Here is a 25,707-nt window from a genome sequence, read left to right as displayed (position 1 = left end):
GGTCCCTCCGGCGGACGGATGCCGCGCGCCGGGGCGCGGCGTCCGTCGGCGCCAGAGCCTCGCCCCGCGCGCGGGCGCGCGTCAAGGCGCGAGCCGCTACTCCGCCGGCCGGGCGTGGATCGCGGCGGTGTGGTTGATCGGGCTCGGGTCGTACACCACGCGGTCGCGCCGCCCGGCCCAGGTGTTGCGCAGGAAGATGACGGGCAGCACGCCCTTGTCCTCGAGCAGCGCGCGCGCCGCCTGCTGCGTCAGCGCCTCCCGCCGCTCCTCGTCCATCGTCGTCAGCGCCTGCCGCGCCGGCTCGTCCACCGCCGGGTTCGAGTAGCGCTGGCGGTTGAAGGGTCCGAAGCCGAGCTCCCGGTTCTGCGTCATCACCACGTTGCGCAGCGGATTGATCGTCAGGTAGGAGCTGAAATAGGTCATGAACAGCGAGAACTCGCGGTTCGTCGCCCGCGTGAACAGGTTGGCCGGCGGCAGCGCCTGCACCTGGGTCTCGATGCCGATGCGCGTGAAGGCCTGCGCGATCGCCTGGAGCAGGCTGTCGTCGAGCGGGAAGAACCCGTTCGGCCCGTGGATGGTGAGGCGGAAGCCGTTCGGGTAGCCCGCCTCGGCGAGCAGCGCCCGCGCCCGCGCCGGGTCGTGCGGCAGCGGCGGCAGGTTCGGCACGCGGTGCTCCGCGACCGGCGCGGCGAACTGGTCGGCCGCCCGCGCCTGGCCCTGGTAGAGCCGCTCCGCGATGGCCTCGCGGTTGATCGCGAGCGACAGCGCCTCGCGCACGCGGCGGTCGGCGAGCGGGTTGCGCGGCAGCGGCCGGCCCTGCTTGTCGGACACCTGCGGCGAGGTGTCGCGCATCGAATCGGGGAACAGGTAGACGAAGGTGACGCTGTCCACGGAGAACAGGGCGAAGCGCGCGTCGCGCTCGAGCCGCGGGATGTCCTGCACCGGGACGTAGTCGATGAGGTCCACCTCGCCGGTCAGCAGCGCGGCGACGCGCGATCCGGCCTGCGGGATGTAGCGGTACACCACGCGCTCCCAGGGCTCGGCCGGGCCCCAGTAGGTCGGGTTGCGCGCGAGCTCGACGCGCTCGTTGTGGGTGAAGGAGACGAAGCGGTAGGGCCCCGTGCCGATGGCGAGGCGGCCGGAGTTGAACTCCGCCGTCGAGGGCCAGCCGGGCCCGTGCACGCGGCGGGAGAGGATCACCGGCCCGGTCATGTCCCAGGGCAGCAGCGGATTCGGCTCGCGCAGCCGGAGGCGCACCGTCCCCGGGTCCACCACCTCGACCGCGGCGATGGTGCGCACCGCGGGGGTGAAGAGCGCCGGGCTGTTCGGCACGGTGGGGACGCGGGCGAAGGTGAAGGCGATGTCGTCCGCCTCGAAGGGCGTGCCGTCGTGGAAGCGCACGCCCTGGCGGACCTTCACCTCCCAGGTCAGGTCGTCGAGCGGGGTGAGGCTCTCGGCGAGGCGCGGATGGCGCCGCGCCCTCGTGTCCAGATCGAACAGCGCCTCGAAGATCTGGCCCCGCAGCACCATGTTGTTGTTGGTGGTGTTGTGGTAGTGCGGGTCCATCGCGCTGGGCGGCGTCTGCGCGCCGATGGTCAGGGTGCGCGGCGTCTGCGCCGCCGCGCCGGCGGCGAGGCACGCGGCGCCGAAGGCGGCGCACGCGAAGGCGGCGCCGAGCCGCCTGCTCCTGCTCGTCACTTCTCTTGCTCTCCCTTCGATCCCTGCGCGCGGCCATGGCCGTCGGGCGGGCGCGCGGCGCCGCGGCGGACCGCGCCCCCGCCCCCCGATCAGCGCATCGGCGGCACGTGGTGCAGCCCGCCGCGGGTCCAGAGGTCGTTGATGCCGCGCTGGATGCCGAGCGGGGCGATGTTGCTCTCCGACACCTCCCCGCAACTGCCGAGCTGGCGGCCGATCCGCACCGCGAAGTCGTTCCCGAACCCGGGCGAGCGCCCGAGGCCGCCGCTGCGCCCCATGAACCGCTGGACCTCGGGGTTCCGGCTGTCGGCGAATCCGTCCAGGTCCTGGCTGGTGGTGCCGAGATCCTCCGCCGTCGGCAGGGTGAAGTAGGTCCAGCGCACGATGTCGAACCAGCGCCAGTCGCCCCTGCGCACCGCCGGGCCGAGCAGCTCCTTGGAGATGATCTCGGGCAGCAGCGCGCAGCGCTCCGCGTTCTCTTCCTGGATGGCGCGGAAGGAGGCGAGCGCCGAGGCGCCGGTCGGGTACACGTCGCAGTGCCCGGCGACGCAGGCGGCGCGGATCTCCTCCGCCGTCTCGATCGCCACCGGCGTGAAGCGCATGTTGTTGGCGCGGAAGTCGTCGGCGAGGTCGGGCTCGGTCGTCGTCCCCGGCTGCGCGCAGACCGTCGCGCCGTCGAGCTGGCGGGCCGAGGCGATGCCGGAGGCGCGGTTCACCGGGGAGCCCTGGCCGCCGTGGAATTTCGTTCCGGCGAAGGCGAGGCCGAGCGGCGCCTCGCGCGTGAGCGTCCAGGTGGTCTGGCGGATCAGGACGTCGATCTCGCCCGACTGCAGCATGGCGAATCGCTGCTGCGGCGTGGAGGGGGCGAAGCGGACCTTGTCCGCATCCCCGAGCACCGCCGCAGCGAGCGCGCGGCAGAAATCCACGTCGATGCCCCGCCAGACCCCGCGGCTGTCCGGCTGGGCGAAGCCGGCGGTGGACGGCGCGACGCCGCAGTTCAGGATGCCGCGCGCGCGGACGGCGCCGAGCGTGTCGGCGGCCGTCTGCGTCCCGGCCGGCGGCGCCGCCGCGAAGGCGAGCAGCATGGCCGCGGCACCGGCGAGAAGGCCGGACCAACGGCGGCGGCGACGGGCCCGGGCCATGCGATCCTCCTTCGACGTTCTGACTCCCTCGGGCGGCTGGCTTCTCGATAGGGTCGGCGCGCCCGTCACGCCTGCGGCCGGCCGGGGCGACCGACCCGTCCGGCGCGCGGCGCGAGTTGGGATCCTGCCGGCGGCCGGCGCGCGCGGGCAAGCGCCTGATGCGGCGGCGCGCCCCGGGGCGATCCGATTGGGCGTTGGCCGCCGCCTCGCCGGCCGGATAGGATGCGCCACCGTGAACCTGCTCTCCCCGCCCCGCGCGCGTCTGCCGATCGAGGTCGTCTTCGACCTGGTCTGCCCTTGGTGCTTCCTCGGCACGCGGCGGCTGCGCCGCGCGCTGCGCGCGCGCCCGGACGTCCTCGCCGAGATCCACTGGCGGCCCTTCCTGCTGAACCCCGACATGGCGCGGGAAGGCGTGCCGCGGCAGGACTACTTCGTGCGCAAGTTCGGCGGCGAGGAGCGCGCCCGGCGCCTGCACGCCACCATCGCCGAGCTCGGCCGCGCCGAGGGCGTGCCCTTCCGGTTCGACCGCATCCGCCGCGTGCCGCAGAGCCTGGACGCACACCGCCTGGTCCGCCTCGCCGCGCGCGAGGGGCTGGCGGACGCGCTGGTGGACGCCCTGTTCCTCGCCTACTTCGCCGAGGGCGCCGACATCGGCGACCACGACACCCTGACCGCGATCGCATCCGCGGTCGGGCTGGACGCCTTTGCCGCGCGCCGCCACCTCGCCACGGGGGCGGAGGCGGAGCAGGTGCACGCCGACAACCTCCGCGCGCACCGGCTCGGCATCAACGGCGTGCCCTGCTTCGTCATCGGCGGCCGCAACGCCATCGCCGGCGCGCAGGAGCCCGAGGTGCTGGAGCGGCTGCTCGACGTGGCACTGGTGGAGGAGTGAGCCGGCCCCGCCGGCGGGCGCGGACCCCGCCCGGCCGCCGGCGCGTTGCGGCCGGCGAGGCGGTGCCCAGCCGGCAGGAAGCCCCCCGACGCCCCTCCTGCCCGCCACCCCGGAGCGCTCCGCGCACAGCACCGCTGCGCACGTCAACGGCGAGATCGCCGAGCACACCGCCGGCGGGCCGCAAAGGCCGCGAGACCTCCCCGAGCGGGGTGCGGAACCGGCTCGCGGCGCCCGATCGCGAGTTGGACACGGGGCGCGTCATCGAGGCGAATGCGGCTTCCTCGCCTGCGCCGGCGCGATCCTGGCGCTGGCGGTGGACCGGCGCTGCGCCCTCCTCCCCGCTGCGGGCGGCGGGTTCCTGCTGCAGCCTTCCCTGCAGGGCTGGTGTCCGCCCGTCCCGCTGCTGCGGCGCGCCAGCGCGCGCGAACCGCAAGATCGAGGCGGAACGCGCCGTCCGGGAGGCGCTGCGCGGCGGCTTCGACCGGGTATCCGGAGCGCGCGACCCCGGCCGGCGGGCATTGGCGGCATTGCGGGCGGCCGCGGCGAACAGCTGAGGCGACGCCCGCCGACCGGGACGTCCCGCAGGCCGACTAGGCCGCCCGCGCCTGCCGCGCCACGCGCGTCAGCGCGGCGAGCAGGTCCCGCGCCGCCTTCACCCGCTTCGCCAGGTCCATCTCGCGCACCACCGCGAGCTTGTGGTCCGGACGCAGCTTCACCTGGCCCTTCTGCGCCTGCACCCAGGCGATCAGCCCGCCCGGATTGGCGAACCGGTTGCGGCGGAAGCTGATGACGATCCCCTTCGGCCCGGCGTCCAGCTTCTCCACCCCCGCCTCGCGGCAGAGCCGCTTGATCGAGACGACGGCGAGCAGGTTCTCCACCTCCTCCGGCAGCGGGCCGAAGCGGTCGGCGAGCTCCGCCGCCATCGCGTCCGCCTCCTTGTCGGAGTCGAGGGCGCCGATGCGGCGGTAGAGGCCGAGGCGCACCGGCAGGTCCGGCACGTAATCCTCCGGGATCAGCACCGGCAGGCCGAGGTTGATCTGCGGCGTGAAGTCGCGCTCCGTTTCGGCGCGCCGCCCCTGCCCCGCGCGCAGCTCCGCCACCGCCTCCTCGAGCATCTGCTGGTAGAGCTCGATGCCGACCTCGCGGATGTGGCCGGACTGCTCCTCGCCGAGCAGGTTGCCGGCGCCGCGGATGTCGAGGTCGTGGCTCGCCAGGGTGAAGCCGGCGCCGAGGTTGTCGAGCGTCTGCATCACCTCGAGCCGCTTCTCGGCCGCGGGCGAGAGGCGGTGCCCCTGCGGCCAGGTGAGGTAGGCGTAGCCGCGCAGCTTGCCGCGCCCGACCCGGCCGCGGAGCTGGTAGAGCTGCGCCAGCCCGAACAGATCGGCGCGGTGCACGATCAGCGTGTTCACCGCCGGCATGTCGAGCCCGCTCTCGATGATGTTGGTCGAGAGCAGGATGTCGTGCTTGCCGTCGCCGAACTCGGTCATCACGCGCTCGAGCTCGGTCGCGGCGAGCCGGCCGTGCGCGGTCACCAGCCGCGCCTCCGGCACGATCTCGCGCAGCCGCACGGCGGTCGTCTCGAGGTCCTCGATGCGCGGGACGACGCAGAACACCTGGCCGCCGCGGAACCGCTCGCGCTGGATCGCCTCGCGCAGCACCACCCCGTCCCAGGGCATGATGAAGGTGCGCACGGCGAGGCGGTCCACGGGCGGGGTCGCGATCACGCTCATCTCCCGCACGCCGGTCAGCGCGAGCTGCAGCGTGCGCGGGATCGGGGTCGCGGTCAGCGTCAGCACGTGCACGTCGCTCTTCAGCGCCTTCAGCTTCTCCTTGTGCGCGACGCCGAAGTGCTGCTCCTCGTCCACGATCAGCAGGCCGAGGTTGGCGAACTCGACCCCCTTGGCGAGCAGCGCGTGGGTGCCGACGACGATGTTCACCGAGCCGTCCTTGAGGCCCGCCCGCACCGCCGCCGCCTCCTTCGCCGAGACCAGGCGCGAGAGCTGCGCGACCTTGAGCGGGAAGCCCTCGAAGCGCGCGGCGAAGGTGCGGTAGTGCTGGCGCGCGAGCAGCGTCGTCGGCACGATCACCGCCACCTGCGCCCCGGCCATCGCCACCACGAAGGCGGCGCGCAGCGCCACCTCGGTCTTGCCGAAGCCGACATCGCCGCAGACCAGCCGGTCCATCGGCCGGCCGGCGGCGAGGTCCTCCAGCACGTCGGCGATGGCGCGCTGCTGGTCCTCGGTCTCGGCGAAGGGGAAGCGGGCGCAGAACTCGTCCCACGGGCCCGCCGGCGGCGCGGCGAGCAGGCCCTCCTTCATCCTCCGCTCGGCGGCGACGCGGATCAGCGCCGCGGCCATGTCCCGGATGCGCTGCCGGGCCCGCGCCTTGCGGTGCTGCCAGGAGACGCCGCCGAGCTTGTCGAGCGCCACCCCCGCGGTGTCGGAGCCGAAGCGCGACAGCACCTCGATGTTCTCGACCGGGACGAAGAGCTTGTCGCCGCCGTCGTAGAGGATGCGCAGGCAGTCGTGCGGCGCGCCGTTGACCTCGATCGTCTCCAGGCCCTCGTAGCGGCCGATGCCGTGGTCCTGGTGCACGACGAGGTCGCCCTCGGCGATCTCGGTGGCATCGGCGATGAACTGGTCGGCGCGCCGGCGCCGGCGCGGCGGGCGGGCGAGGCGCTCGCCGAGCAGGTCCTGCTCGCCCACGACCGACAGGCCCGGCGCGGTGAAGCCGCGCTCCAGGCCGAGGACGATCAGCGCGACGACCCCCTCGGGCAGCGCGCGCGCCGCCTTCCAGTCGTCCACATTGGTCGCGGCGACCCCGTTCTCGCGCAGCAGGTTGCCGAGCCGGTCGCGCGAGCCGCGCGTCCAGGCGGCGACGATCGGGCGGCGCTTCGCCCGCACCGCCGCCTGCGCGTGCTCCGCATAGGCCGCGAACACGTTCCGGCCGGCGGCGCGGATGTCGGTGAACAGCGGGCCCGGCCGCCCGCCGGCGTCCATCCCCTCGGCGCCCTCGGGCCGGGCGTAGGGCGTGAACTTCAGCAGCGGCCCGCCGGCGAGCATCGCCTCCCAGCCCGCGCGGTCGAGGTAGAGCCGATCCGGCGGCGCCGGACGGTAGGGCACCTCGCCCTCGCCGATCCGCACCGGCGCGCGGCGCGCCTCGTAGTGGTCGGCGATCATCTCGAGCCGCGCCGCCAGCACCTCCTCCGCCTGGTGGTCGAGGCTGACGCTCGCCCCCGGCAGGTAGTCGAGCAGCGTCTCCATGTGCGCGTGGAACAGCCCGGCCCAGTGCTCCATCCCGGGATGCTTCCGCCCGGCGCTGACCGAGACGTAGAGCGGGTCCTCGGTCGCCGCCGCGCCGAACAGGTCCACGTAGCCGGTGCGGAAGCGGGCGATGCTCTCCGGGTCGAGGAACACCTCGCCCACGGGGCGCAGCCAGAGCTCCTCCAGCGCCTTGCCGCTGCGCTGGGTGCCGGTGTCGAAGCGGCGCAGGCTCTCGATCTCGTCGCCGAACAGGTCGAGGCGGACGGGATCGGGCTCGCCGGCCGGGAAGATGTCGATGATGCCGCCGCGCACGGCGTACTCGCCGGGCTCCATGACGGTGCCGGCGCGGCCGTAGCCGTTGGCCTCGAGGAAGGCGAGCAGCCGCTCCGGCTGGACGCGGCCGCCCTTGCGGAGCTGCATCGTCGCGCCGCGGAAGACCTCGCGCGGCGGCACCTTCTGCACGAGCGCGTTGACCGTGGTGACGACGACGCGCGGCCTCTCCCCCGCGGGCTCCAGCAGCCGCGTCAGGGTGGCGACGCGCTCCGCCACGATCCCCGGGTTCGGCGAGACGCGGTCGTAGGCCAGGCAGTCCCAGGCCGGGAAGCGCAGCACCTCGATCTCGGGCGCCCAGAAGCCGAGCGCCTCCGCGACGCGGGCCATGCGCGCGTCGTCGCGGCAGACATGCAGGACCGGCGCCTCGGTCTCGGCGCGGCGGCGGGCGATCAGCAGGGCGTCGTAGCCCTCGGGCGCGCCGTGGACGGTCAGGCCGGCGCTCATCCGCCCGCCATCCCCCGCCCCGCGACCTCCGCCGCCATCCGGCGCAGCATGGGCGAGTCGCGGTCGGCCGGCACGGGGCGGCGGCCGGAGAGCCAGTCGGCGAGGTCCACGTCCGGGTGTTCCAGCACCGCCTCGAGCTCGTCGAGCTCCGAGTCGGAGAGGGTGGCGATGCAGCGGGCCACGAAGCCGCCGATCAGCAGGTCGGCCTCCTTGGTGCCGCGGTGGCGGGCGCGGAACAGCAGGCGGCGGCGGCGGGCGTCGAGTTCGGTAGTGTCGGGCATGTCGGCGGATCGGGCTCGGGCTGGCATATAGAGCCCCATGGGAATCCTGTCAGCCCGACGCGGCCGGGGGGCGGCAGCAGCGCCCGCCCTGGCGGAATCGCAGGCGGCGGCGCCCGGGGCGGAGGCGCTCGGCCCGCTGCTCGCGCCGCTGACCGAGCTGCGCGGCGTCGGGCCCGGCCTGGCGCGGCTGATCGCCGAGGCGGCGGGCGGCGACCGCGTGCTCGACCTGCTGTTCCACCTGCCGGAGCGGGTGGTGTTGCGCCGGCGCATCGAGGACCCGGCGGAGGCGCCGGCCGAGGCCGAGGTCATCCTCTCCGCCACCGTCCGCGCGCTGCGCGCCGCCGTGGCGCGCACGGGCCGGCCCTATGTGGAAGCCAAGACCACCGCTGCCGGGCGCCCGCTGACGATCCGCTACATCAACGGCCGCCTCGCCTGGCTCAAGGAGAAGCTGCCGGTCGGGCAGGTCCGCTACTTCGCCGGCAGGGTGATGCCGGAGGGCGCGGGCTTCGCCATGCTGAACCCGCTCTCGGCCGCGCAGGAGGCGTCGCTGCCGCTCGCCGAGCCGGTCTGGCCGCTGGTGCGCGATCTGAGCCAGGGCCGCCTCGCCGCCGCCATCCGCGCCGCGCTGGACCGCCTGCCGGAGCTGCCGGAGTGGCACGACCCCGCCCTCCTGCGGCGGGAGGGCTGGCCCGGCTTCGCCGCGGCGATCCGCGCCCTCCAGGCGCCCGACGGCCCGCTGCCGGAGAGGCCGCGCCGCCGCCTCGCCTACGACGAGCTGCTCGCCGGCCAGCTCGCCCTCGGCCTGGTGCGCCGGCGCGTGCGCGCGCGGCCGGGCCGGGCGCTGGCCGGCGACGGCGCGCTGCGCGCCCGGGCCCTCGCCGCCTTCGGCCAGCCCCTGACGCCGAGCCAGGCGCAGGCGGTCGCCGAGATAGACGCCGACCTCGCCGCGCCGACGCGGATGCTGCGCCTGCTGCAGGGCGACGTCGGCTCGGGCAAGACGCTGGTCGCGGCGCTGGCGATGCTGCGGGCGGTGGAGGCCGGCGCCCAGGCGGCGCTGATGGCGCCGACCGAGATCCTGGCGCGCCAGCACCTGCGCACCCTCGCGCGCCTCTGCCTGCCCGCCGGGGTCCGCGTCGAGCTGCTGACCGGCAGCGTCAAGGGGGCGCAGCGCCGGCGGGTGCTGGCCGGGCTCGCGGAGGGCGCGATCCCGCTCGTCGTCGGCACCCACGCGCTGTTCCAGGAGAGCGTGGAGTTCCGCGACCTCGGCCTCGCCGTGGTGGACGAGCAGCACCGCTTCGGCGTCGCCCAGCGGCTGATGCTCGCCGGCAAGGGCAGCCAGGCCGACATGCTGGTGATGACCGCGACGCCGATCCCGCGCACGCTGCTGCTGACGCAGTGGGGCGAGATGGCGGTCAGCCGCCTCACCGGCAAGCCCGCCGGGCGGCAGCCGGTGCGCACCACGCTGCACGGCCTGCGCCAGCTCCCCGAGGTGGTCGAGGCGATCGCCCGCGCCCTCGACCGCGGCGCGCGCATCTACTGGGTCTGCCCGCACGTCGCCGAGAGCGAGGCGAGCGACATCGCCGCCGCCGAGACCCGGGCCGCGGAGCTGCGCGCGCGCTTCGGCGCGCGCGTCGGCCTCGCCCACGGCCGGCTGGAGACGGAGGCGCGCGAGGCCGCGCTCGGCGACTTCGCCGCCGGGCGCACGCGCATCCTCGTCGCCACCACGGTGATCGAGGTCGGCGTGGACGTGCCCGAGGCGACCGTGATGGTGATCGAGCACGCCGAGCGCTTCGGCCTCGCCCAGCTCCACCAGCTCCGCGGCCGCGTCGGGCGGGGCGCGGCGGCGAGCCACTGCCTGCTGCTCTACGACGAGGGCCTCGGCCACGCCGCGCGCGAGCGGCTGCTGATCCTGCGCGACACCGAGGACGGCTTCGCGATCGCCGACGCCGACTTCCGCCTGCGCGGCGCCGGCGAGGCGCTGGGGACGCGCCAGTCCGGACTGCCCGGCTTCCGCCTCGCCGACCCGGTGGAGCACGAGGGGCTGATCCGCATGGCCCACCAGGACGCGGAGCTGCTGCTGGAGAAGGACCCGCGGCTCGCCTCGGAGCGCGGCCGGGCTGCCCGGCTGCTGCTCGCGCTGTTCGGCAGGGAGGCGGCGATGGAGACGCTGCACGCGGGCTGACCCCTCGTCGCCGGCCGTGCCGCGCGGCGAGTCGTTGCGGCCGCAGGCCGTCGCGGCGCCGGAGCGGGGGGTTGCAATGCCCTCACGCCAATGTAAATCCGGCGCCCGACGGGGGAGTGACCCAGGGGGACCGCGCCGTGCCCGCCCTGATCGAGATCGAGCGCCTCACCAAGCGCTTCGGCAGCTTCACCGCCGTGGACGACGTCTCCTTCACCGTGGACCGCGGCGAGGTCGTCGGCTTCCTCGGCCCGAACGGCGCCGGGAAGTCCACGACGATGAAGATGCTCGCCGGCTTCGTCACGCCGAGCGCCGGCACCGCGCGCGTCTGCGGCCACGACGTGACGGACGAGCCGGTCGCGGTGAAGCGCTGCCTCGGCTACCTGCCGGAGGGCGCGCCCACCTATCCCGAGATGACCGTCGCCGGCTTCCTCGGCTTCGTCGCGCGCGTGCGCGGCTATCGCGGCGGCGAGGCCAGGGACCGCGTCGCCCGCGCGATGCGCCTGACGGCGCTCGAAGGCGTGCGCCTGCAGCCGATCGAGACGCTCTCCAAGGGCTTCAAGCGCCGCGTCGGCCTCGCCCAGGCGCTGCTGCACGACCCGCCGGCGCTGGTGATGGACGAGCCGACCGACGGCCTCGACCCCAACCAGAAGCACGAGGTGCGCGAACTGATCCGCAGCATGGCGCCGGAGAAGGCGATCGTCATCTCCACCCACATCCTCGAGGAGGTGGCCGCCGTCTGCACCCGCGCCGTCATCATCGCCCGCGGCCGCGTCGTCGTGGACGCGACGCCGCGCGCCCTGGAGGCGCCGGGCATGACGCTGGACGAGGTGTTCCGCGAGCTCACCCTCGGCCCGGGCGGCGCCCGCGAACCGGAACTCGCCGCCACGGAGGCCGCCTAGCATGGGCGCCACGCTCGCCGTCGCGCGGCGGGAGCTGACGGGCTACTTCGCCACCCCCGTCGCCTATGTCTTCATCGTCATCTTCCTGGTCCTGTCCGGGGCGATCACCTTCACCCTCGGCGGCTTCTTCGCGCGCAACCAGGCCGACCTGCAGCCCTTCTTCAACTTCGTCCCCTGGCTGTTCCTGTTCCTCGTCCCCGCGATCACCATGCGCCTCTGGGCCGAGGAGCGCCGTCTCGGCACGATCGAGCTGCTGCTGACGCTGCCGATCGCGCAGTGGCAGGCGGTGCTCGGCAAGTTCCTCGCCGCCTGGGCGTTCTGCGCCATCGCCCTCGCCCTCACCTTCCCGCTCTGGATCACGGTGAACGTGCTGGGCGACCCGGACAACGGCGTGATCCTCACGGGCTATGGCGGCTGCCTGCTCGTCGCCGGCGCCTACCTCGCGGTCGGGGCGGCGCTCTCGGCGCTGACCAAGAACCAGGTGATCGCCTTCGTCCTCGCCGTCGCCGTCTGCTTCGTCTTCGCCGCGGCCGGCAGCCCGGTGGTGACGGAGTTCCTCTCGCAGCGCATCCCGGCGCTCGCCGAGGTCGCGCGCCAGTTCTCGGTGACGGAGCGCTTCGCCGGCTTCCAGCGCGGCGTGATCGCGCTGCGCGACCTCGTGTTCTTCGCCAGCTTCATCGCCTTCTGGCTGTTCGCGAACGCGGTGGCCGTGGACCACCGCAAGGCGGACTGATCCCCCATGAGCGCCGCCACCACCCCCGACACCGCCGCCCGCCCCGCCCCGCGGCCCGCCGCGCGCCGGGGCTGGTCCTCCGCCTTCGCCCTGCTCGCCGCCGCCGTGCTCGCCATCGGCGTCAACATGCTGGTGGACCGGCTGCTGCCGCGCGCGCGCCTGGACCTCACCGAGCAGCGGCTCTACACGCTGAGCGAGGGCACGCGCCAGGTCCTCGCCAACCTGCAGGACCCGGTGACGCTGCGGCTGTTCTACTCGCGCAAGCTCGGCGCGCAGTTGCCGATCTACGGCGCCTACGCCGACCGGGTGCGCGAGATGCTCCAGGAATACGCCGCCGTCTCCGGCGGCAAGGTCCGGCTGGAATTCCACGACCCCGAGCCGTTCAGCGAGACCGAGGACCGCGCCCTCGCCTTCGGCCTGCAGGGCGTGCCGCTCGACCAGTCCGGGGAGCAGGTCTATTTCGGCCTCGCCGGCACCAACCTGCTCGACGACGAGCGCACCATCCCCTTCTTCCAGCCGGAGCGCGAGCGGTTCCTGGAGTACGACCTGACCCGGATCGTGTTCGAGCTGTCCAACCCGCGCCGCCCGGTGCTCGGCCTGATGTCCTCGCTGCCGCTCAACGGCGACCCGCGGGCGATGATGATGCGCCTGGGCGGCGGCGGCGCCGGCCAGCCCTTCGCGGTGGTGCAGCAGCTCCGCCAGTTCTTCACCGTGCGCGAGATCCCGCTCGATGTGCAGCGGATCGAGGACGAGGTGCAGGTCCTCATCGTCGCGCACGCGCAGGACCTGTCGGACGCCGCGCTCTACGCGATCGACCAGTTCGTCATGCGCGGCGGCAAGCTGTTCGCGCTCACCGATCCGCACTCCGAGAGCCAGGCGAGCCGCGCCCCGCTGGGCCGCCCGCCCGCCTCCACCGCCTCCTCGCTCGACCGGCTGCTCAACGCCTGGGGCGTCGAGGCGCCCTCGGACAAGGTGGTGCTCGACCTGCGCGGCGCCTGGCGGGTGCGCGCCAGCCCGCAGGACCGGGTGCAGGCGGTGGACTACGTCGCCTGGTACAACCTCCAGGGCGACTCGCTGAACCGTAGCGACGTCGCCACCGGCGATCTCAGCCAGGTCACCGTCGCCTCCGCCGGCGAGGTGCGCCCGCGCGAGGGTGCGCGGATCGAGTTCACACCGCTCCTCACCAGCAGCGACCGCAGCATGGTGGTGGACGCGGAGCGCGTCCGCCAGGATCCCAGCCCCAGCCGGATCCTCGCCGAATTCCGGCCCGACGGGCAGCGCCGCGTGATCGCGGCGCGGGTGCGCGGCGAGCTCGCCTCGGCCTTCCCGGACGGCCCGCCGCCCCCGCCCGAGGGCCAGGAGCGCCCCGCCGACCTCCCCGCGCACCGCGCCCGGACCGAGGGCCCGGCCAACCTCGTCGTCGTCGGCGACGCCGACATCCTCGAGGACCGCTTCTGGGTCCGCATCCAGGACTTCTTCGGCCAGCAGATCGCCACGCCCATCTCCGACAACGGCGCTTTCGTCGCCAACGTCGCGGACACGCTGGCCGGCGGCGACGCGCTGATCTCGCTGCGCTCGCGCGGCGAGTCGCTGCGCCCCTTCACCCTGGTCGAGGACATCCGCCGCGAGGCCGACCGCAAGTTCCGCGCCCGCGAGCGCGAGTTGCAGCAGACCCTCGAGCAAACCGAGCGTCGGCTGCGCGAGCTGCGCCAGGGCCCCTCCGGGGGTGCCCAGGCGGGGCAGACCGGCGCCGTCATCACCCCCGAGCAGCGTGCGGAGATCGACCGCGCGCGCGAGGAGATCGTGCGCATCCGCCAGGAGCTGCGCGCCGTGCAGCTCGAGCTGCGGCGCGACATCGAGGGGCTGGAGAGCTGGCTGCGCGCGGTGAACATCGCGCTCGTCCCTGCGCTCCTGACCCTGTTCGCGATCTTCCTCGGCGTGGTGCGCGCCCGCCGCCGCGCGGCGGCGCGGGCGTGAAGCGGGGACCGGGGCGATGAAGCGACGTCATCTCGTCATCCTCGGCGGCACGGCGGCCGCGGCCGTCGGCGCCGCCATCCTCCTCACTCCGGAGCCGACCTCGCCGCCGGAGCCCTCGCGCAGCGCCCTCGCCTTCCCGGGCCTCGCCCAGCGCCTGCAGGACGCCGCCGCGATCGAGGTGCGGCGCCACGACGGCGTGCTGCGCATCGTCCGCCAGGGCGAGACCTGGGTGCTGCCCGAGAAGTCCAACTACCCGGTCCGCCCTCAGCGCGTGCGCGAGCTGCTGGCCGGCCTGACCGAGCTCCGCCTCGCCGAGCCGCGCACCGCCAACGAGGAGCTCCTCGACCGGCTCGGCCTCGAGGACCCGGCGCGGCCGGCCGCCACCTCCTCCCTGCTGCGCATCCTGGACCGGCAGGACAACGCGATCGCCGAGCTGATCGTGGGCCGCCGCCGCGTGCGCACCCAGGGCAACGTGCCGGAGAGCGCCTATGTGCGCCGCCCGAACGAGACCCAGGCCTGGCTCGCCGAGGGCCGCATCCCGGTCGACGCGGACCCGCAGCTCTGGATCGACCGCGACCTCGCCAACCTGCCGCACGACCGCGTGCGCCGGGTCGTGGTCCGCCGCGCCGGGGAGCCCGAGCTGGTCCTGGCCCGCGCCGGCGATCCCGACGCGAAGCTGGAGATGACCCGGCCCCAGGAGCACCCCGCCCTCGACGAGACCAGTCTCGACGAGGTGGCGCGCGGCTTCGAGTTCCTCACCTTCCTCGAGGTGAAGCCGGAGGCCGAGATCCCGGGCGAGCCGCTCGGCGAGGCACGCTTCGAGTTCACCGACAACCTCGCCGTCACCGTGCGCCTGCACAAGGCGGGCGAGCTGATCTGGATCCGCCTCTCGGCCGAGGGCGACGACGAGGCGGCGCGGTTCAACGCGCGCTGGCGCGGCTGGGCCTACCAGGTCGGCCAGTGGAAGGAGAAGGCCTTCGTGCCGCGGCTCGACGACCTTCGCCGCCAGGAGGCGGCCGCCGCCACGCCAGGGGATGCGGAGGCGCGCGAGGCGCCCGCCGCACCCTCCCCCGACGCGCCACCGCCGCCCGCCGCGGCCCCGCAGTGAGCCGGCGCGAATACCCGGACCGGCCCTGGGTCGGCATCGGCGTCGTCGCCTTCCGCGGCGACGCCGTTCTCCTGGTTCGCCGCGGCAAGCCGCCGCGGGACGGGTCCTGGTCGCTCCCGGGAGGCGCGCAGCGGCTCGGCGAGCGGGCCGAGGACGCGGCGCGGCGGGAATTGCGCGAGGAGACCGGCATCGAGGTCGGCCCGCTCGACCTGCTGGCCGTGGTGGACGGCATCAGCCGCGACGAGCAGGGCGCCATCCGCTTCCACTACACCATCATCGACTACTGCGCCCGCTGGCTCTCCGGTGAGGTGCGTGCCGGCGGCGACGTCACCGAGGTCGCCTGGGCGACGCCCGCGGACCTTCCCCGCTACGAGCTGACCGAAGCGGCGCTCCGGGTGATCGCCGAGGCGCGCCGGCGCGTCGCGGCGTGAGCCGGCCGGCCGGCGGCGTGCCGCCGGCTCTGCCGCCCCTTGCGTCCGCCCCGGCCGCCCGGGCAGGCTCGCCGCGATCCTGAAGGAGCGCTACCATGCCGGCTCGCCGCCGCATCCTCCTGCGCACCGCCGCCGCGCCGCTGCTCGCCGGCCTTGCCGCCGAAGGCGCTCGCGCCCAGCCGATCGCGGGCGGCCGCACCGTGCGCATCATCGTCCCCTTCCCGCCGGGCGGTGCGATCGACATCCTCGGCCGCCTCCTCGCCGACCGGCTGCCGGCCCAGCTCGGCGGCCAGACGGTGGTGGTGGAGAACCGGGCCGGCGCGGGCGGGATGCTCGGCGCCGACGCGGTGGCGAAGGCGGCGCCGGACGGCACGACGATTGGCATCATCGGCGTCACCACGCTCTGCGCCTTTCCGTTCCTCCACAGCCGCATGCCCTTCGACCCGCAGAAGGACCTGACGCCGGTGACGCAGATCACCGACGGCTCGCTGCTCTGCGTGGTCAACGCGGACACGGCGCGCCGCCGGGGCTGGACCGACTTCCGCGCGCTCATCGCCTGGTCGCGGGAGAACCCGGAGCAGGTCAGGATGGGCTCCTCCGGCACCGGCACCTCGAGCCACCTGAACATCGCGGCGATCAACCACCTGACCGGCGCGCGCATCCTGCACGTGCCCTACCGCGGCGGCGGCCCGGCGATCCAGGACCTGCTCTCCGGCACGATCGACATGATGTTCGACGTGATGCCGGCGCTGGTGCCGCATGTGCAGAGCGGGAGGTTCAAGGCGCTCGCCGTCAGCAGCGCGGAGCGCGTGCCGAGCCTGCCGGACGTGCCCGGGATGAAGGAATTCGCCGACCTCGGCCTCGGCGATCATTCGGTCGTCACCTGGAACGCCATCATGACCGCGCCCGGGACGCCGGAGCCGGTGGTGGCGCGGCTCGAACGCGCGCTGAAGGCGGTGGCGGCGGAGCCGGGCTTCGTCGAGCGCCTGCGCCCGCTCGGCTACGGCACCGTGGTGAGCGAGAGCCCGGCGGCGCTCCGGCGGCTGATCGAGGCGGAAACCCCGAAGTGGCGGCGCCTCGTGGAGATCTCGGGCGCGCGGCTCGACTGACCGGCGCCACCTCCTCCGGCCCCCGGCCGGCGCCGCCATTGCGCGAGCAGGATTGATCCGACGGCGCGCCACCGGGCGCGCCGACCGGCTATCATGCCCCGCCCGCGCGCCCCGGGCGGCGCGGGGAAAGGATGGTTGACCATGCACAGACGCCTTCTGCTCGGCCTCGTCCTGGCGGCCGCGCCCGCCGCTGCCGTCGCCCAGCCGGCGACCAGGCGCGGTGCGCGCCATGAGGAGGTGCTGGGGCGGAACTTCGACGCCCTGCCCCCCGGCGCCAAGGACCGCGTGACCGCCGCCTTCCGCGCCGGCACCCCCGATCTCGACGAGGCGGCGATCCGCCAGCGCTGGGACTCCATGACGCCTGGTCAGCGCGGCGAAGTGCTGACGATCCACGAGCGCCGCGGTCCTCACGCCGGCCGTCAGGGCCCCGCGCCGCGGCGCGGCCCCCCGTCCGGCTGAGCCGGCGCCCCGGCACCGGCGGCGCGCGGCGCCGCCGGCCGGGCACGGCTCAGCGCTGCGGCATCCCCTCCGGCACCACCGTCCGGATCAGGCTCGCGTCCAGCGCCTCGTAGGCGTGGTAGCCGATCGTCTCGTAGAGCTCGGCGCGGGTCTGCATGCGGCCGACCATGTTGTGCGTCCCGCCGTCGCGCCGGATGGCGGCGTAGAGCTCCTCCATCGCCTTGGCGGCGACGCGCAGGTGGCTGACCGGCCAGATCACCATCGCGTAGCCCATCTCCTGGAACTCCGCGGCGGTGAAGAAGGGCGTGCGGCCGAACTCGGTCATGTTGGCGAGCAGCTTCACGCCCGGCATGCGGCGGGCGAACTCGCGGAACATCTCCGCGCTGGTCAGCGCCTCCGGGAAGATCGCGTCCGCCCCGGCCTCGAGGTAGCGCCGCGCGCGCGCCACCGCGCCGTCCAGCCCCTCGCTCGCCGCCGCGTCGGTGCGGGCGATGATGTAGAGGTGCCGCCGCGCCCTGCGCGCCGCCGCCACCTTGGCGGCCATGTCGTCCGCGCTCGCCAGCTTCTTGTCGTTCAGGTGCCCGCACTTCTTGGGCAGGAGCTGGTCCTCGAGGTGCACCGCCGCCGCCCCCGCCTCCTCGAAGGCGCGGACCATGTGCATCACGTTCAGCGCCTCGCCGTAGCCGGTGTCGCCGTCCACCAGCACCGGCAGGCCGGAGGCGCGCACCACCTGGCGGATGTGCCACGCCACGTCGTCCACCGTGATCATGCCGAGGTCCGGCAGCCCCATCGTCGCGCTCATCGCCGCGCCGGACATGTAGAGCGCCTCGAACCCCGCGCGCCTGGCGAGCAGCGCGGCGATGCCGAGATGCGCGCCGGGCATCCGCAGGATCTCGGGCCGGTCCAGCAGCTTGCGGAAGCGCACCCCGGCGGGCTCGGTCGGCAGGTCGTCGGCGATCACGTAGGGCATGGCGCGAGGCTCCGAATCAGAAGAACAGCAGGGTGAGGAGGACGAAGAGCGGGATCAGCACCGCCGCGGCCCAGGCGCAATAGCCGAAGAACGAGGGCATCCGCACCCCCTGCTCCTCGACGATCGCCTTGACCATGAAGTTCGGCGCGTTGCCGATGTAGCTGTTGGCCCCCATGAACACCGCGCCGCACGAGATGGCAGCCAGGGTCGGCGCGCCCTGCGTCATCAGCCGGGCCGGGTCGCCGCCCGCCAGGTTGAAGAACACTAGGTAGGTCGGCGCGTTATCGAGGAAGGAGGAGAGCGCCCCCGTCAGCCAGAAGTAGGTCGCCGGGATGGGCTGGCCTTCCGGCGTCGAGGTCAGGGCGACGAGGCCCGCGGCCGCCCCCTCGCGCCCCGCGCGCAGGATGGCGAGCACCGGCGCCATGGTCACGAAGATGGCGGCGAAGAGCTTCGCCACTTCCGCCATCGCCCCCCAGGAGAATCCGTTCTGCTCGCGCAGTCGGGCCGGCGTGAGGCGCACCGAGAGCAGCGTGATGGCGAGGAAGGCAGCCATGCCGAGCAGCCGCTCGAGCCCGATCGGCTGCCCCAGCACCGAGACCTCGCGGAGCGGCGCCACCCCCATGCCGAGCACCACCGCCAGCACGGCGCCGAGCAGTGCGACGTTCAGCCAGCCTTCGACGCGCAGCGCCTCGCGCGCCGCGCTGCGCGGCGGGGGCACCGGGCGCTCCCGCGCCCAGGCAAGGCGGTCCAGCGCGTGGTGCGCCGCCAGCAGCAGCGCCGCGCAGAACAGGAACTTGTCGAACAGGTGCGTGGTCGGCCAGAAGAACGCGACCCCCTTGAGGAAGCCGAGATAGAGCGGGGGGTCGCCGAGCGGCGTCAGGCTCCCGCCGATGTTGCTGACGAGGAAGATGAAGAAGACGAAGGTGTGGGTCTTGCGCCGCCGGAACGCGTTCGCTCGCAGCACGGGCCGGATCAGCACCATCGAGGCCCCGGTCGTGCCCATCACGCTCGCCAGCGCCGTGCCGGCGGCGAGCAGCGCGGTGTTGACCGCCGGGGTGCCGACCAGCGTGCCGCGCAGCAGGACACCCCCGCCCGTGGTGTAGAGCGCGAGCAGCAGGGCAAGGAACGGCAGGTATTCCTGCACCAGGACGTGGGCGAATTCCTCCCACGCTGCCTCGGGCCCGAACGCCAGGGCGTAGGGCACGAGGAACAGCGCCGCCCAGCCGGCGGAGATCTTCCCGTAATGGTGGTGCCAGACCCGCCCCGCCGCGAGCGGCATCAGCGCGATCGAGAGCAGCACGCCGAGGAAGGGGAGGCCCCAGAGGGGCGACAGCCCGCCCCCATGCGCGGCGGCCGTCTCCGCCCCGAGCGCGGGCGATGCGACCAGAAGCGGCAACGAGGCCGCCGCGAGCACGGCGAAGTACATCCCTGCGCGGTTCTCCGGAGCGGGATCGGGCCCCGTCCGGCCCTCCTACACCAAGATCGGCAGCGTCACGAGTGCACCGCCGCCGCGCGGGCCGCGCCGCGGCGGCCGGCGGCGCGCCGGGGACCGGTCCCCGCGCATCGTCGACCGCCGGCGGCAGGGTCCGCGACGCAGCCGAGTCCGGCGAAGCCCCGCGCCGGAGCGGCTGCCGGTTGCGATCGGCGGGCGGCTGCGCGATCGCATCCTCGCGTAGCCGGGCTTCCGACCCCGCGGGCGCCGCGCCGGTCTTGATCGGAGCCTTTCGCCGGCGACGGTCGCGCGCCCGCCTGGTCCGGCGTGCTGCCGCCGATCATGGAGGGGCAGCGGCCTGCCGGTCCACGACCCGGCCCTGGCGGGGACCTTGCGGCCGAGGCGAACCCGGCGCCCACCGGACCCGCTTCCGCCGCGCCTGCCACGGCGTCCCACGGTTTCACCCTTTTGCGAAGGAGTCAGGCACGGCCGTGCCTCGCAGCGCCGAAAGGCTCCTGCCCTGTCGCGGCGATCCGCGCCCAGCCGGGGCGCCCGACCGCAGCACGCACCTCCGCGCAACCGCAAGTGTCCATGCCCGCGGCCCATCGCGCCCGTCGGGGGGTTTCCGGGCCCGTCCCGCCGCCCTAGTGTCCGGCCCGAACATGCTGCGCGATCGCGGTCGGCCGCCCGCCACGGCGCCGCCGGCAGGTCGTTCCGCGCCGCGAGATGGAGGCGACCATGGAGATGACCGGTGAGCGGCGCATCCCCGCGCCGCGCCAGCGCGTCTGGGAGGCCCTGAACGACCCCGAGGTGCTTCGCGCCTCCATCCCCGGCTGCGAATCGATCGAGAAGACCGGCGACGATTCCTTCTCCGCCCGCGTGGCGGTGAAGATCGGCCCCATGTCGGCCAAGTTCACCGGCAAGGTCCGCCTTGAGAACCTCGACCCGCCGAACGCCTACACCATCGTCGGCGAGGGCCAGGGCGGCGCGATGGGCTTCGCCAAGGGCGGCGCCGACGTCGCCCTGCGCGAGGAAGGCCCGGCCGAGACGGTGCTCACCTACGCGGTGAAGGCCCAGGTCGGCGGCAAGATGGCCCAGCTCGGCGCGCGGCTGATCGATTCCACGGCCCGGCAGATGGCCGACCAGTTCTTCGACCGCTTCGCCCGTCTGCTCACCCCGGCCGAGGCGGTGGCGGTCGCCGGCGCGGCGGCGGGTGCGGAGGCGCCCGGGGCGGCCGGCGTCACGCCCGTGCCCGGCACCGACACCGAGTACCTTGCGGACCGCGAGCGGCTCGCGGCCAGCCCGATCGCGCAGCACGGCGTGCCGCCGGTGCCCGGCACCCGCCCCGGTGCGATCGCGCCGCCGCCGGCCGAGCCCTTCGACCTGAGGCCGCTCCGGCTGTTCTTCGCGATGGAGCCCTTCGGGCTGCCGATGCAGTTCTGGATCGGCGCGGTGCTGATGCTGATCATCCTGATCCTGCTGTTCGTGGTGGGCTGACCCGGTGGCGCTTCCCGCAACGGTCGAGGCGACCCAGCGCCTGCTCGCCGCCGGCGGCTACGTCGCCGACCGCGCCCTCGCCACCACGGTGCATCTCGCGCTGCGCATGGGCCGGCCGCTGTTCCTCGAGGGCGAGCCGGGCACCGGCAAGACCGAGATCGCCAAGGTGCTGGCGGCGCAGCTCCCCCGCCGCCTGGTGCGGCTGCAGTGCTACGACGGCATGGACCTCGCCGCCGCGGCCTACGAGTGGAACCACGCGCGCCAGCTCATGGCGATCCGCCTCGCCGAGGCCACCGGCGAGGTCCAGGACCGCGCGGCGCTCGAGCGCGGCATCTACGACCGGCGCTTCCTCCAGGAGCGGCCGCTGCTCCAGGCGCTGGACGGCGACCCGGCGGTGCTGCTGATCGACGAGCTCGACCGCGCCGACGAGCCCTTCGAGGCCTTCCTCCTCGAGATCCTCGCCGACTTCCAGATCACCATCCCGGAGCTCGGCACGATCAAGGCGAAGGTCCCGCCGGTCGTCGTCATCACCTCCAACCGCACGCGCGAGGTGCACGACGCGATCCGCCGCCGCTGCCTCTACCACTGGGTGGACTACCCGGACGCGGCGCGCGAGCGGGCGATCCTGCGCATCCGCGCCCCCGACGTGCCGGAGAAGCTCTCCGCCGAGGTCGTCGCCTTCGTCCAGCGCCTGCGGCAGGGGGACTACTTCAAGCTGCCGGGCGTGGCGGAGACGATCGACTGGGCGATGGCGCTCAACGCCCTCGACCGCCAGGAGCTGGAGCCGGCCGCGGTGGACGAGACGCTCGGCGCGCTGCTCAAGTACCAGGACGACATCGCCAGGCTGCGCGGCGCCGAGGCGGCGAGGCTGGTGGCCGAGGCGAAGCAGGCGGCGGCCGCCTGATGGCCCTCGCCCCGGCCAGCGCGATCGTCCGGGCGGGGGTCGGCGGCGGTCACCTGGTCTCGAACCTCCTCGCCTTCGTCCGGCTGCTGCGCCGCGCCGGCCTGCCCGTCGGCGCCGGCGAGGCGATCGCCGCGGCCGAGGCGCTGACGATCGTGGACCTCGCCGACCGCGCGCAGGTGCATGGCGCGCTGCGCGCCGTCATGGTCCACCGCCGCGAGCATTTCGAGCTGTTCGACCAGGCCTTCACCCTGTTCTGGCGCAGCCCCGAGGCCGGCCGCCAGGCCGCCGCGCTCGAACTGTTCGAGGCCGGCAAGGAGAAGGAGCGCCCGCCGCCCACCGCCCGCCGCGTCGCCGAGGCGCTGATGGCCGACCGGCCCCGCCCGCCGCCGCAGGAGGCCGAGCCCCCTCCCCCGCTGCGCGAGGCGACCCTCACCGTCTCGGACCGCGAGCGCCTGCAGAGGATGGACTTCGAGGCGATGGGCGCGGCCGAGATCGCCGAGGCGAAGCGCGAGATCCGCCGGCTCGTCCTGCCGCTCGACGAGCGCCGCACCCGCCGCTTCCGCGCCGATCCCTCCGGCCCCGGCCTGGACCTGCGCGCCACCATCCGCGCCTCCCTGCGCGAGGGCGGCGAGATCCTGGCCCTGGCGCGGCGCCGGCGGATCACCCGCCCGCCGCCGCTGGTCGCGCTCTGCGACATCTCGGGCTCGATGGCGCGCTACGCGCAGATCCTGCTGCACTTCCTGCACGCCGTGACGAACGAGCGCGACCGCGTCCACACTTTCCTGTTCGGCACCCGGCTCACCAACGTCACGCGCCAGCTCCGCCATCGCGACGCCGAGGTGGCCTTCGAGCTGGTCGCGCAGGCCGTCCCCGACTGGTCCGGCGGCACGCGGATCGGCGAGTCGCTCGCCCGGTTCAACCGCCTCTGGGCCCGGCGCGTGCTCGGCCAGGGGGCGGTCGTGCTGCTGATCACCGACGGGCTCGATCGCGAGGGCGCCAAGGGCCTCGCCGAGGCCACCGACCGGCTGCGCCGCTCCTGCCGGCGGCTGATCTGGCTGAACCCGCTGTTGCGCTACGCGGGATTTCAACCCAAATCCCAGGGCATCCGGGCGATGCTCCCCCATGTGGACGAGTTCCGCCCGGTGCACAACCTTGAAAGCCTGCGCGCGCTGGTCGAGAGCCTCTCCGCTCCGCAGCCGCGCGCCGGGCACGGGAGGAGGGCCGCATGACCAGCCGCGATTCGGAGGACGTCCTCGGCACCGCCGCCGCGTGGCGCGCCGCGGGCGAGACGGTGGCGCTGGCGACGGTGGTCGAGACCTGGGGCAGCTCGCCCCGCCCCGCCGGCAGCCGCATGGCGGTGACGGCGAGCGGGCGGATGGCCGGCAGCGTCTCCGGCGGCTGCATCGAGGGCGCGGTCGCGGACGCGGCGAAGCAGACCATGGCGACCGGCGCGCCGCAGCTCCTCGACTTCGGCATCAGCGACGAGCGCGCCTGGGAGGTCGGCCTCGCCTGCGGCGGCAAGCTCAAGGTCTTCGTGGAGAAGCTGTCGTGACGCCGGAGATCCTCCAGCGCCTGCTCGCCGACCGCGACGCCGGCCGGCCGGTGGCGCTGCTGACGCGCCTCACCGACGGCCGACAGTGCCTCTGGCCCGACGACGCCTGCCCGGGCGCGCTCGCCGAGGCCGCGGCGGCGGCGCTGCGCGACGACACGGCGCGCACGGTGAGCCTCGACGGCGAGCCCTGGTTCGTCCACCCGCACAACCCGCCGCTGCGCCTCATCGTCGTCGGCGCCGTGCACGTCGCCCAGGCGCTGGTGCCGATGGCGGCGCGGCTCGGCTTCGCCGTCACCGTCGTGGACCCGCGCCGCGCCTTCGCCACCGAGGAGCGCTTCGAGGGCGTCACCCTCTCCACCGACTGGCCCGACGAGGCGATGGACGCGCTGCGCCCCGACGCGCGCACCGCGGTCGTCACCCTCACCCACGACCCGAAGCTCGACGACCCCGCGCTGGAGCGCGCCCTGAAGAGCCCCGCCTTCTACATCGGCGCGCTCGGCAGCCGGCGCACCCACGCCAAGCGCGTCGCGCGGCTGAAGGAGATGGGCTTCGACGACGCCGCGATCGCGCGCATCCACGCGCCCGTGGGCCTCGACATCGAGGCGGTGACGGCGCCCGAGATCGCGCTCTCCATCCTCGCCGAGATCGTCGCGGTGCGCCGCGGCGCCGCGATCGCCACGAAGAAGGCCGCTTCGGCCCCCGGGGCGGCAGCCGCATGATCTTCGGTCCCACGCCGCTCGAGGAAGCGCGTGGCGCCATCCTCGCCCATACGGTCCGGCTGCCCGGCGGCCGCGTCATCAAGAAGGGTTCCGTGCTCGACGAGGGCGCGCTGACGGCGCTGCGCGAGGCCGGCCGGCGCGAGGTCGTCGCCGCCCGCCTCGAGACCGGCGACGTCCCGGAGGACGAGGCCGCCGATCGCGTGGCCGAGGCGCTGCGCGCGCCGCTCGTCGCCCGCTCCCGCGCCTCGACCGGCCGGGTCAACCTGTTCGCCGAGACGGCCGGCCTGCTCGTCCTCGACGCCCGAAGGATCGACCGCATCAACGCGGTGGACGAGTCGGTCACCGTCGCCACGCTGCCGCCCTACGCGGTGGTCGAGCCGCGCGAGATGATCGCGACGATCAAGATCATCCCCTTCGCCGTCCCCGGCACGGTGCTCCAGGTCGTCGAGGCGGTCGCCCGCTCCGGCGCGCCGGCGTTGCAGGTCAAGCCGTTCCGCCCGCTCCAGGTCGGCCTGGTCTTCACCGAGCTGCCCGGCCTCAAGGAGAGCATCATGGAAGGCGCGGTGGAGGCCACGCGCGCCCGGATCGAGGCGCTGCGCGGCACGCTCCTTCCCGTCGAGCGCTGCCGTCACGAGGAGCCGGCGGTCGCCGAGGCCCTGAACCGCCTGAAGCGCGCCGGGGCGGAGCTGCTGCTGATCGCCGGCGCCTCGGCGGTGGTGGACCGGCGCGACGTGGGCCCGGCCGCGATCGTGCGCGCGGGCGGGACGGTCGAGCATTTCGGCATGCCGGTGGATCCCGGCAACCTGATCTGCACCGGTCGCATCGGCGACATCCCCGCCTTCGTCCTGCCCGGCTGCGCGCGCAGCCCGAAGCTCAACGGCTTCGACTGGGTGCTGCAGCGCACCTTCGCGGGGGTACCGGTGACGCCGCGCGACATCATGGCGATGGGGGTCGGCGGTCTGCTCAAGGAGATCGAGACCCGTCCGCTGCCGCGTGAGCAGGCGCCGAAGACCCCGCCGCCGGCCACCGCGCCGCGGCGCCCCCGCAAGATCGCGGCGCTGGTGCTCGCCGCCGGCCGCTCGCGGCGGATGGCGCCGCTCAACAAGCTGCTCGTCACCGACCCGCGCGGCACGCCGATGATCGCGCGGGTGGTGGACAACGTCCTCGCCTCGCACGCCCGGCCGGTGATCGTCGTCACCGGCCACGAGCGCGAGCGGATCGAGGAGGCGCTGACCGGCCGACCGGTGCTGTTCGCCCATGCGGAGGACTATGCCGAGGGCCTGTCGGCCAGCCTCAAGGCCGGGCTGCGCGCCCTGCCGCCGGACGCCGAGGGCGTGCTGGTCTGCCTCGGCGACATGCCGCTGGTCACGGGTGCGATGATCGACCGGCTGCTCGCCGCCTTCGACCCGGAAGAGGGCCGGGCCATCGTCATGCCGACCTTCCGCGGCAAGCAGGGCAACCCGATGCTGTGGAGCCGCGAGTTCGTGCCGGAGATGATGGCGATTACTGGCGACGTCGGCGCCCGCCACCTGGCCGGCACCCACGCGGACCGGGTGGTCGAGGTGGAGATGGCTTCGGACGCCGTGCTGCGCGACTTCGACACCACCGATGCGCTGAAGGCCGCCGCCGGGCTCGCCGCGCCGGCGCGCTGAGCCGGCCGCGCCCCGGCAGCGGCGGGAGGGCCC

21 protein-coding genes are annotated in these 25,707 nt (G+C 74.6%); 15 read left to right on the top strand and 6 right to left on the bottom strand.

What is annotated here, in order from left to right; genetic code table 11:
* Positions 1 to 96: 96 nt before the first annotated feature.
* On the bottom strand, positions 97 to 1,698 hold the full coding sequence (locus IEX99_RS06260; protein WP_188899159.1) for an ABC transporter substrate-binding protein: 1,602 nt from the start codon (positions 1,696 to 1,698) through the stop codon (positions 97 to 99).
* Positions 1,699 to 1,787: 89 nt separating this feature from the next.
* The gene (locus IEX99_RS06255) at positions 1,788 to 2,837 is read right to left on the bottom strand and encodes an amino acid ABC transporter substrate-binding protein (protein ID WP_188899158.1); all 1,050 of its coding nucleotides are present in this window, start codon (positions 2,835 to 2,837) and stop codon (positions 1,788 to 1,790) included.
* 232 nt (positions 2,838 to 3,069) lie between these two features.
* Between IEX99_RS06255 and IEX99_RS06250 the strand changes: the two genes are divergently transcribed.
* Positions 3,070 to 3,729, top strand: a complete 660-nt coding sequence (locus IEX99_RS06250; RefSeq protein ID WP_229677843.1) for a DsbA family oxidoreductase — start codon at positions 3,070 to 3,072, stop codon at positions 3,727 to 3,729.
* 590 nt (positions 3,730 to 4,319) lie between these two features.
* On the opposite strand, the gene mfd is transcribed toward IEX99_RS06250, so the two are convergent.
* Together mfd and IEX99_RS06240 are read right to left on the bottom strand one after the other, a co-directional pair.
* Positions 4,320 to 7,769, bottom strand: a complete 3,450-nt coding sequence (gene mfd / locus IEX99_RS06245) for a transcription-repair coupling factor (RefSeq protein WP_188899156.1) — start codon at positions 7,767 to 7,769, stop codon at positions 4,320 to 4,322.
* On the bottom strand, positions 7,766 to 8,050 hold the full coding sequence (locus IEX99_RS06240; protein WP_229677842.1) for an FAD assembly factor SdhE: 285 nt from the start codon (positions 8,048 to 8,050) through the stop codon (positions 7,766 to 7,768). The genes mfd and IEX99_RS06240 overlap by 4 nt, the downstream gene beginning before the upstream one ends.
* 37 nt (positions 8,051 to 8,087) lie before the next feature.
* On the opposite strand from IEX99_RS06240, the gene recG reads away from it, so the two are divergent.
* From recG to IEX99_RS06200, 8 genes are all read left to right on the top strand, one after another.
* Positions 8,088 to 10,232 carry an ATP-dependent DNA helicase RecG gene (gene recG / locus IEX99_RS06235; RefSeq protein ID WP_188899154.1) on the top strand — a complete coding sequence of 715 codons (2,145 nt, stop codon included), beginning with the start codon at positions 8,088 to 8,090 and terminating at the stop codon, positions 10,230 to 10,232.
* Positions 10,233 to 10,369: 137 nt separating this feature from the next.
* A complete protein-coding gene (locus tag IEX99_RS06230; RefSeq protein WP_188899153.1) occupies positions 10,370 to 11,131 on the top strand; it encodes an ABC transporter ATP-binding protein in 762 nt (253 codons plus the stop codon).
* 1 nt (position 11,132) lies between these two features.
* On the top strand, positions 11,133 to 11,864 hold the full coding sequence (locus tag IEX99_RS06225; protein ID WP_188899152.1) for an ABC transporter permease: 732 nt from the start codon (positions 11,133 to 11,135) through the stop codon (positions 11,862 to 11,864).
* Positions 11,865 to 11,870: 6 nt separating this feature from the next.
* Complete coding sequence (locus tag IEX99_RS06220; RefSeq protein WP_188899151.1) at positions 11,871 to 13,841, top strand: GldG family protein; 1,971 nt, start codon at positions 11,871 to 11,873, stop codon at positions 13,839 to 13,841.
* A gap of 16 nt (positions 13,842 to 13,857) precedes the next feature.
* On the top strand, positions 13,858 to 14,949 hold the full coding sequence (locus IEX99_RS06215; protein ID WP_188899150.1) for a DUF4340 domain-containing protein: 1,092 nt from the start codon (positions 13,858 to 13,860) through the stop codon (positions 14,947 to 14,949).
* Positions 14,946 to 15,380 carry an NUDIX hydrolase gene (locus tag IEX99_RS06210; RefSeq protein ID WP_188899149.1) on the top strand — a complete coding sequence of 145 codons (435 nt, stop codon included), beginning with the start codon at positions 14,946 to 14,948 and terminating at the stop codon, positions 15,378 to 15,380. Before IEX99_RS06215 ends, IEX99_RS06210 begins: the two co-directional genes overlap by 4 nt.
* Before the next feature lie 95 nt (positions 15,381 to 15,475).
* Entirely contained in the window at positions 15,476 to 16,489 is a 1,014-nt protein-coding gene (locus IEX99_RS06205; RefSeq protein ID WP_188899148.1) for a Bug family tripartite tricarboxylate transporter substrate binding protein, read from the top strand.
* A 141-nt stretch (positions 16,490 to 16,630) separates the two neighbouring features.
* The gene (locus IEX99_RS06200) at positions 16,631 to 16,948 is read left to right on the top strand and encodes a hypothetical protein (RefSeq protein ID WP_188899147.1); all 318 of its coding nucleotides are present in this window, start codon (positions 16,631 to 16,633) and stop codon (positions 16,946 to 16,948) included.
* Positions 16,949 to 16,997: 49 nt separating this feature from the next.
* Here IEX99_RS06200 and prpB read toward each other — a convergent pair whose 3' ends face one another.
* Together prpB and IEX99_RS06190 are read right to left on the bottom strand one after the other, a co-directional pair.
* Positions 16,998 to 17,918: a methylisocitrate lyase gene (gene prpB / locus IEX99_RS06195; RefSeq protein ID WP_188899146.1), complete on the bottom strand. Its 921-nt coding sequence runs from the start codon at positions 17,916 to 17,918 to the stop codon at positions 16,998 to 17,000.
* 16 nt (positions 17,919 to 17,934) lie between these two features.
* Positions 17,935 to 19,344, bottom strand: coding sequence for a sodium:proton antiporter (locus tag IEX99_RS06190; RefSeq protein ID WP_188899145.1), 1,410 nt, complete (start codon positions 19,342 to 19,344; stop codon positions 17,935 to 17,937).
* Between the two features lie 744 nt (positions 19,345 to 20,088).
* Between IEX99_RS06190 and IEX99_RS06185 the strand changes: the two genes are divergently transcribed.
* The 6 genes from IEX99_RS06185 to IEX99_RS06160 are packed head-to-tail and all read left to right on the top strand — an operon-like array spanning position 20,089 to position 25,674.
* On the top strand, positions 20,089 to 20,847 hold the full coding sequence (locus IEX99_RS06185) for an SRPBCC family protein (protein ID WP_188899144.1): 759 nt from the start codon (positions 20,089 to 20,091) through the stop codon (positions 20,845 to 20,847).
* 4 nt (positions 20,848 to 20,851) lie between these two features.
* The gene (locus IEX99_RS06180) at positions 20,852 to 21,751 is read left to right on the top strand and encodes an AAA family ATPase (protein WP_188899143.1); all 900 of its coding nucleotides are present in this window, start codon (positions 20,852 to 20,854) and stop codon (positions 21,749 to 21,751) included.
* Positions 21,751 to 22,980 carry a vWA domain-containing protein gene (locus tag IEX99_RS06175; protein ID WP_188899142.1) on the top strand — a complete coding sequence of 410 codons (1,230 nt, stop codon included), beginning with the start codon at positions 21,751 to 21,753 and terminating at the stop codon, positions 22,978 to 22,980. The genes IEX99_RS06180 and IEX99_RS06175 overlap by 1 nt, the downstream gene beginning before the upstream one ends.
* A complete protein-coding gene (locus IEX99_RS06170; protein WP_188899141.1) occupies positions 22,977 to 23,303 on the top strand; it encodes an XdhC family protein in 327 nt (108 codons plus the stop codon). The genes IEX99_RS06175 and IEX99_RS06170 overlap by 4 nt, the downstream gene beginning before the upstream one ends.
* A complete protein-coding gene (locus tag IEX99_RS06165; protein WP_188899140.1) occupies positions 23,300 to 24,022 on the top strand; it encodes an XdhC family protein in 723 nt (240 codons plus the stop codon). The genes IEX99_RS06170 and IEX99_RS06165 overlap by 4 nt, the downstream gene beginning before the upstream one ends.
* Positions 24,019 to 25,674 carry an NTP transferase domain-containing protein gene (locus IEX99_RS06160; RefSeq protein ID WP_188899139.1) on the top strand — a complete coding sequence of 552 codons (1,656 nt, stop codon included), beginning with the start codon at positions 24,019 to 24,021 and terminating at the stop codon, positions 25,672 to 25,674. Before IEX99_RS06165 ends, IEX99_RS06160 begins: the two co-directional genes overlap by 4 nt.
* Positions 25,675 to 25,707 lie beyond the last annotated feature (33 nt).

It is taken from the genome of Caldovatus sediminis (assembly GCF_014644455.1).
Classification (GTDB): Bacteria; Pseudomonadota; Alphaproteobacteria; order Acetobacterales; family Acetobacteraceae; genus Caldovatus; species Caldovatus sediminis.
Note: the sequence above shows the minus strand (reverse complement) of the source record. Positions and strands in the feature narration are given on the sequence as shown.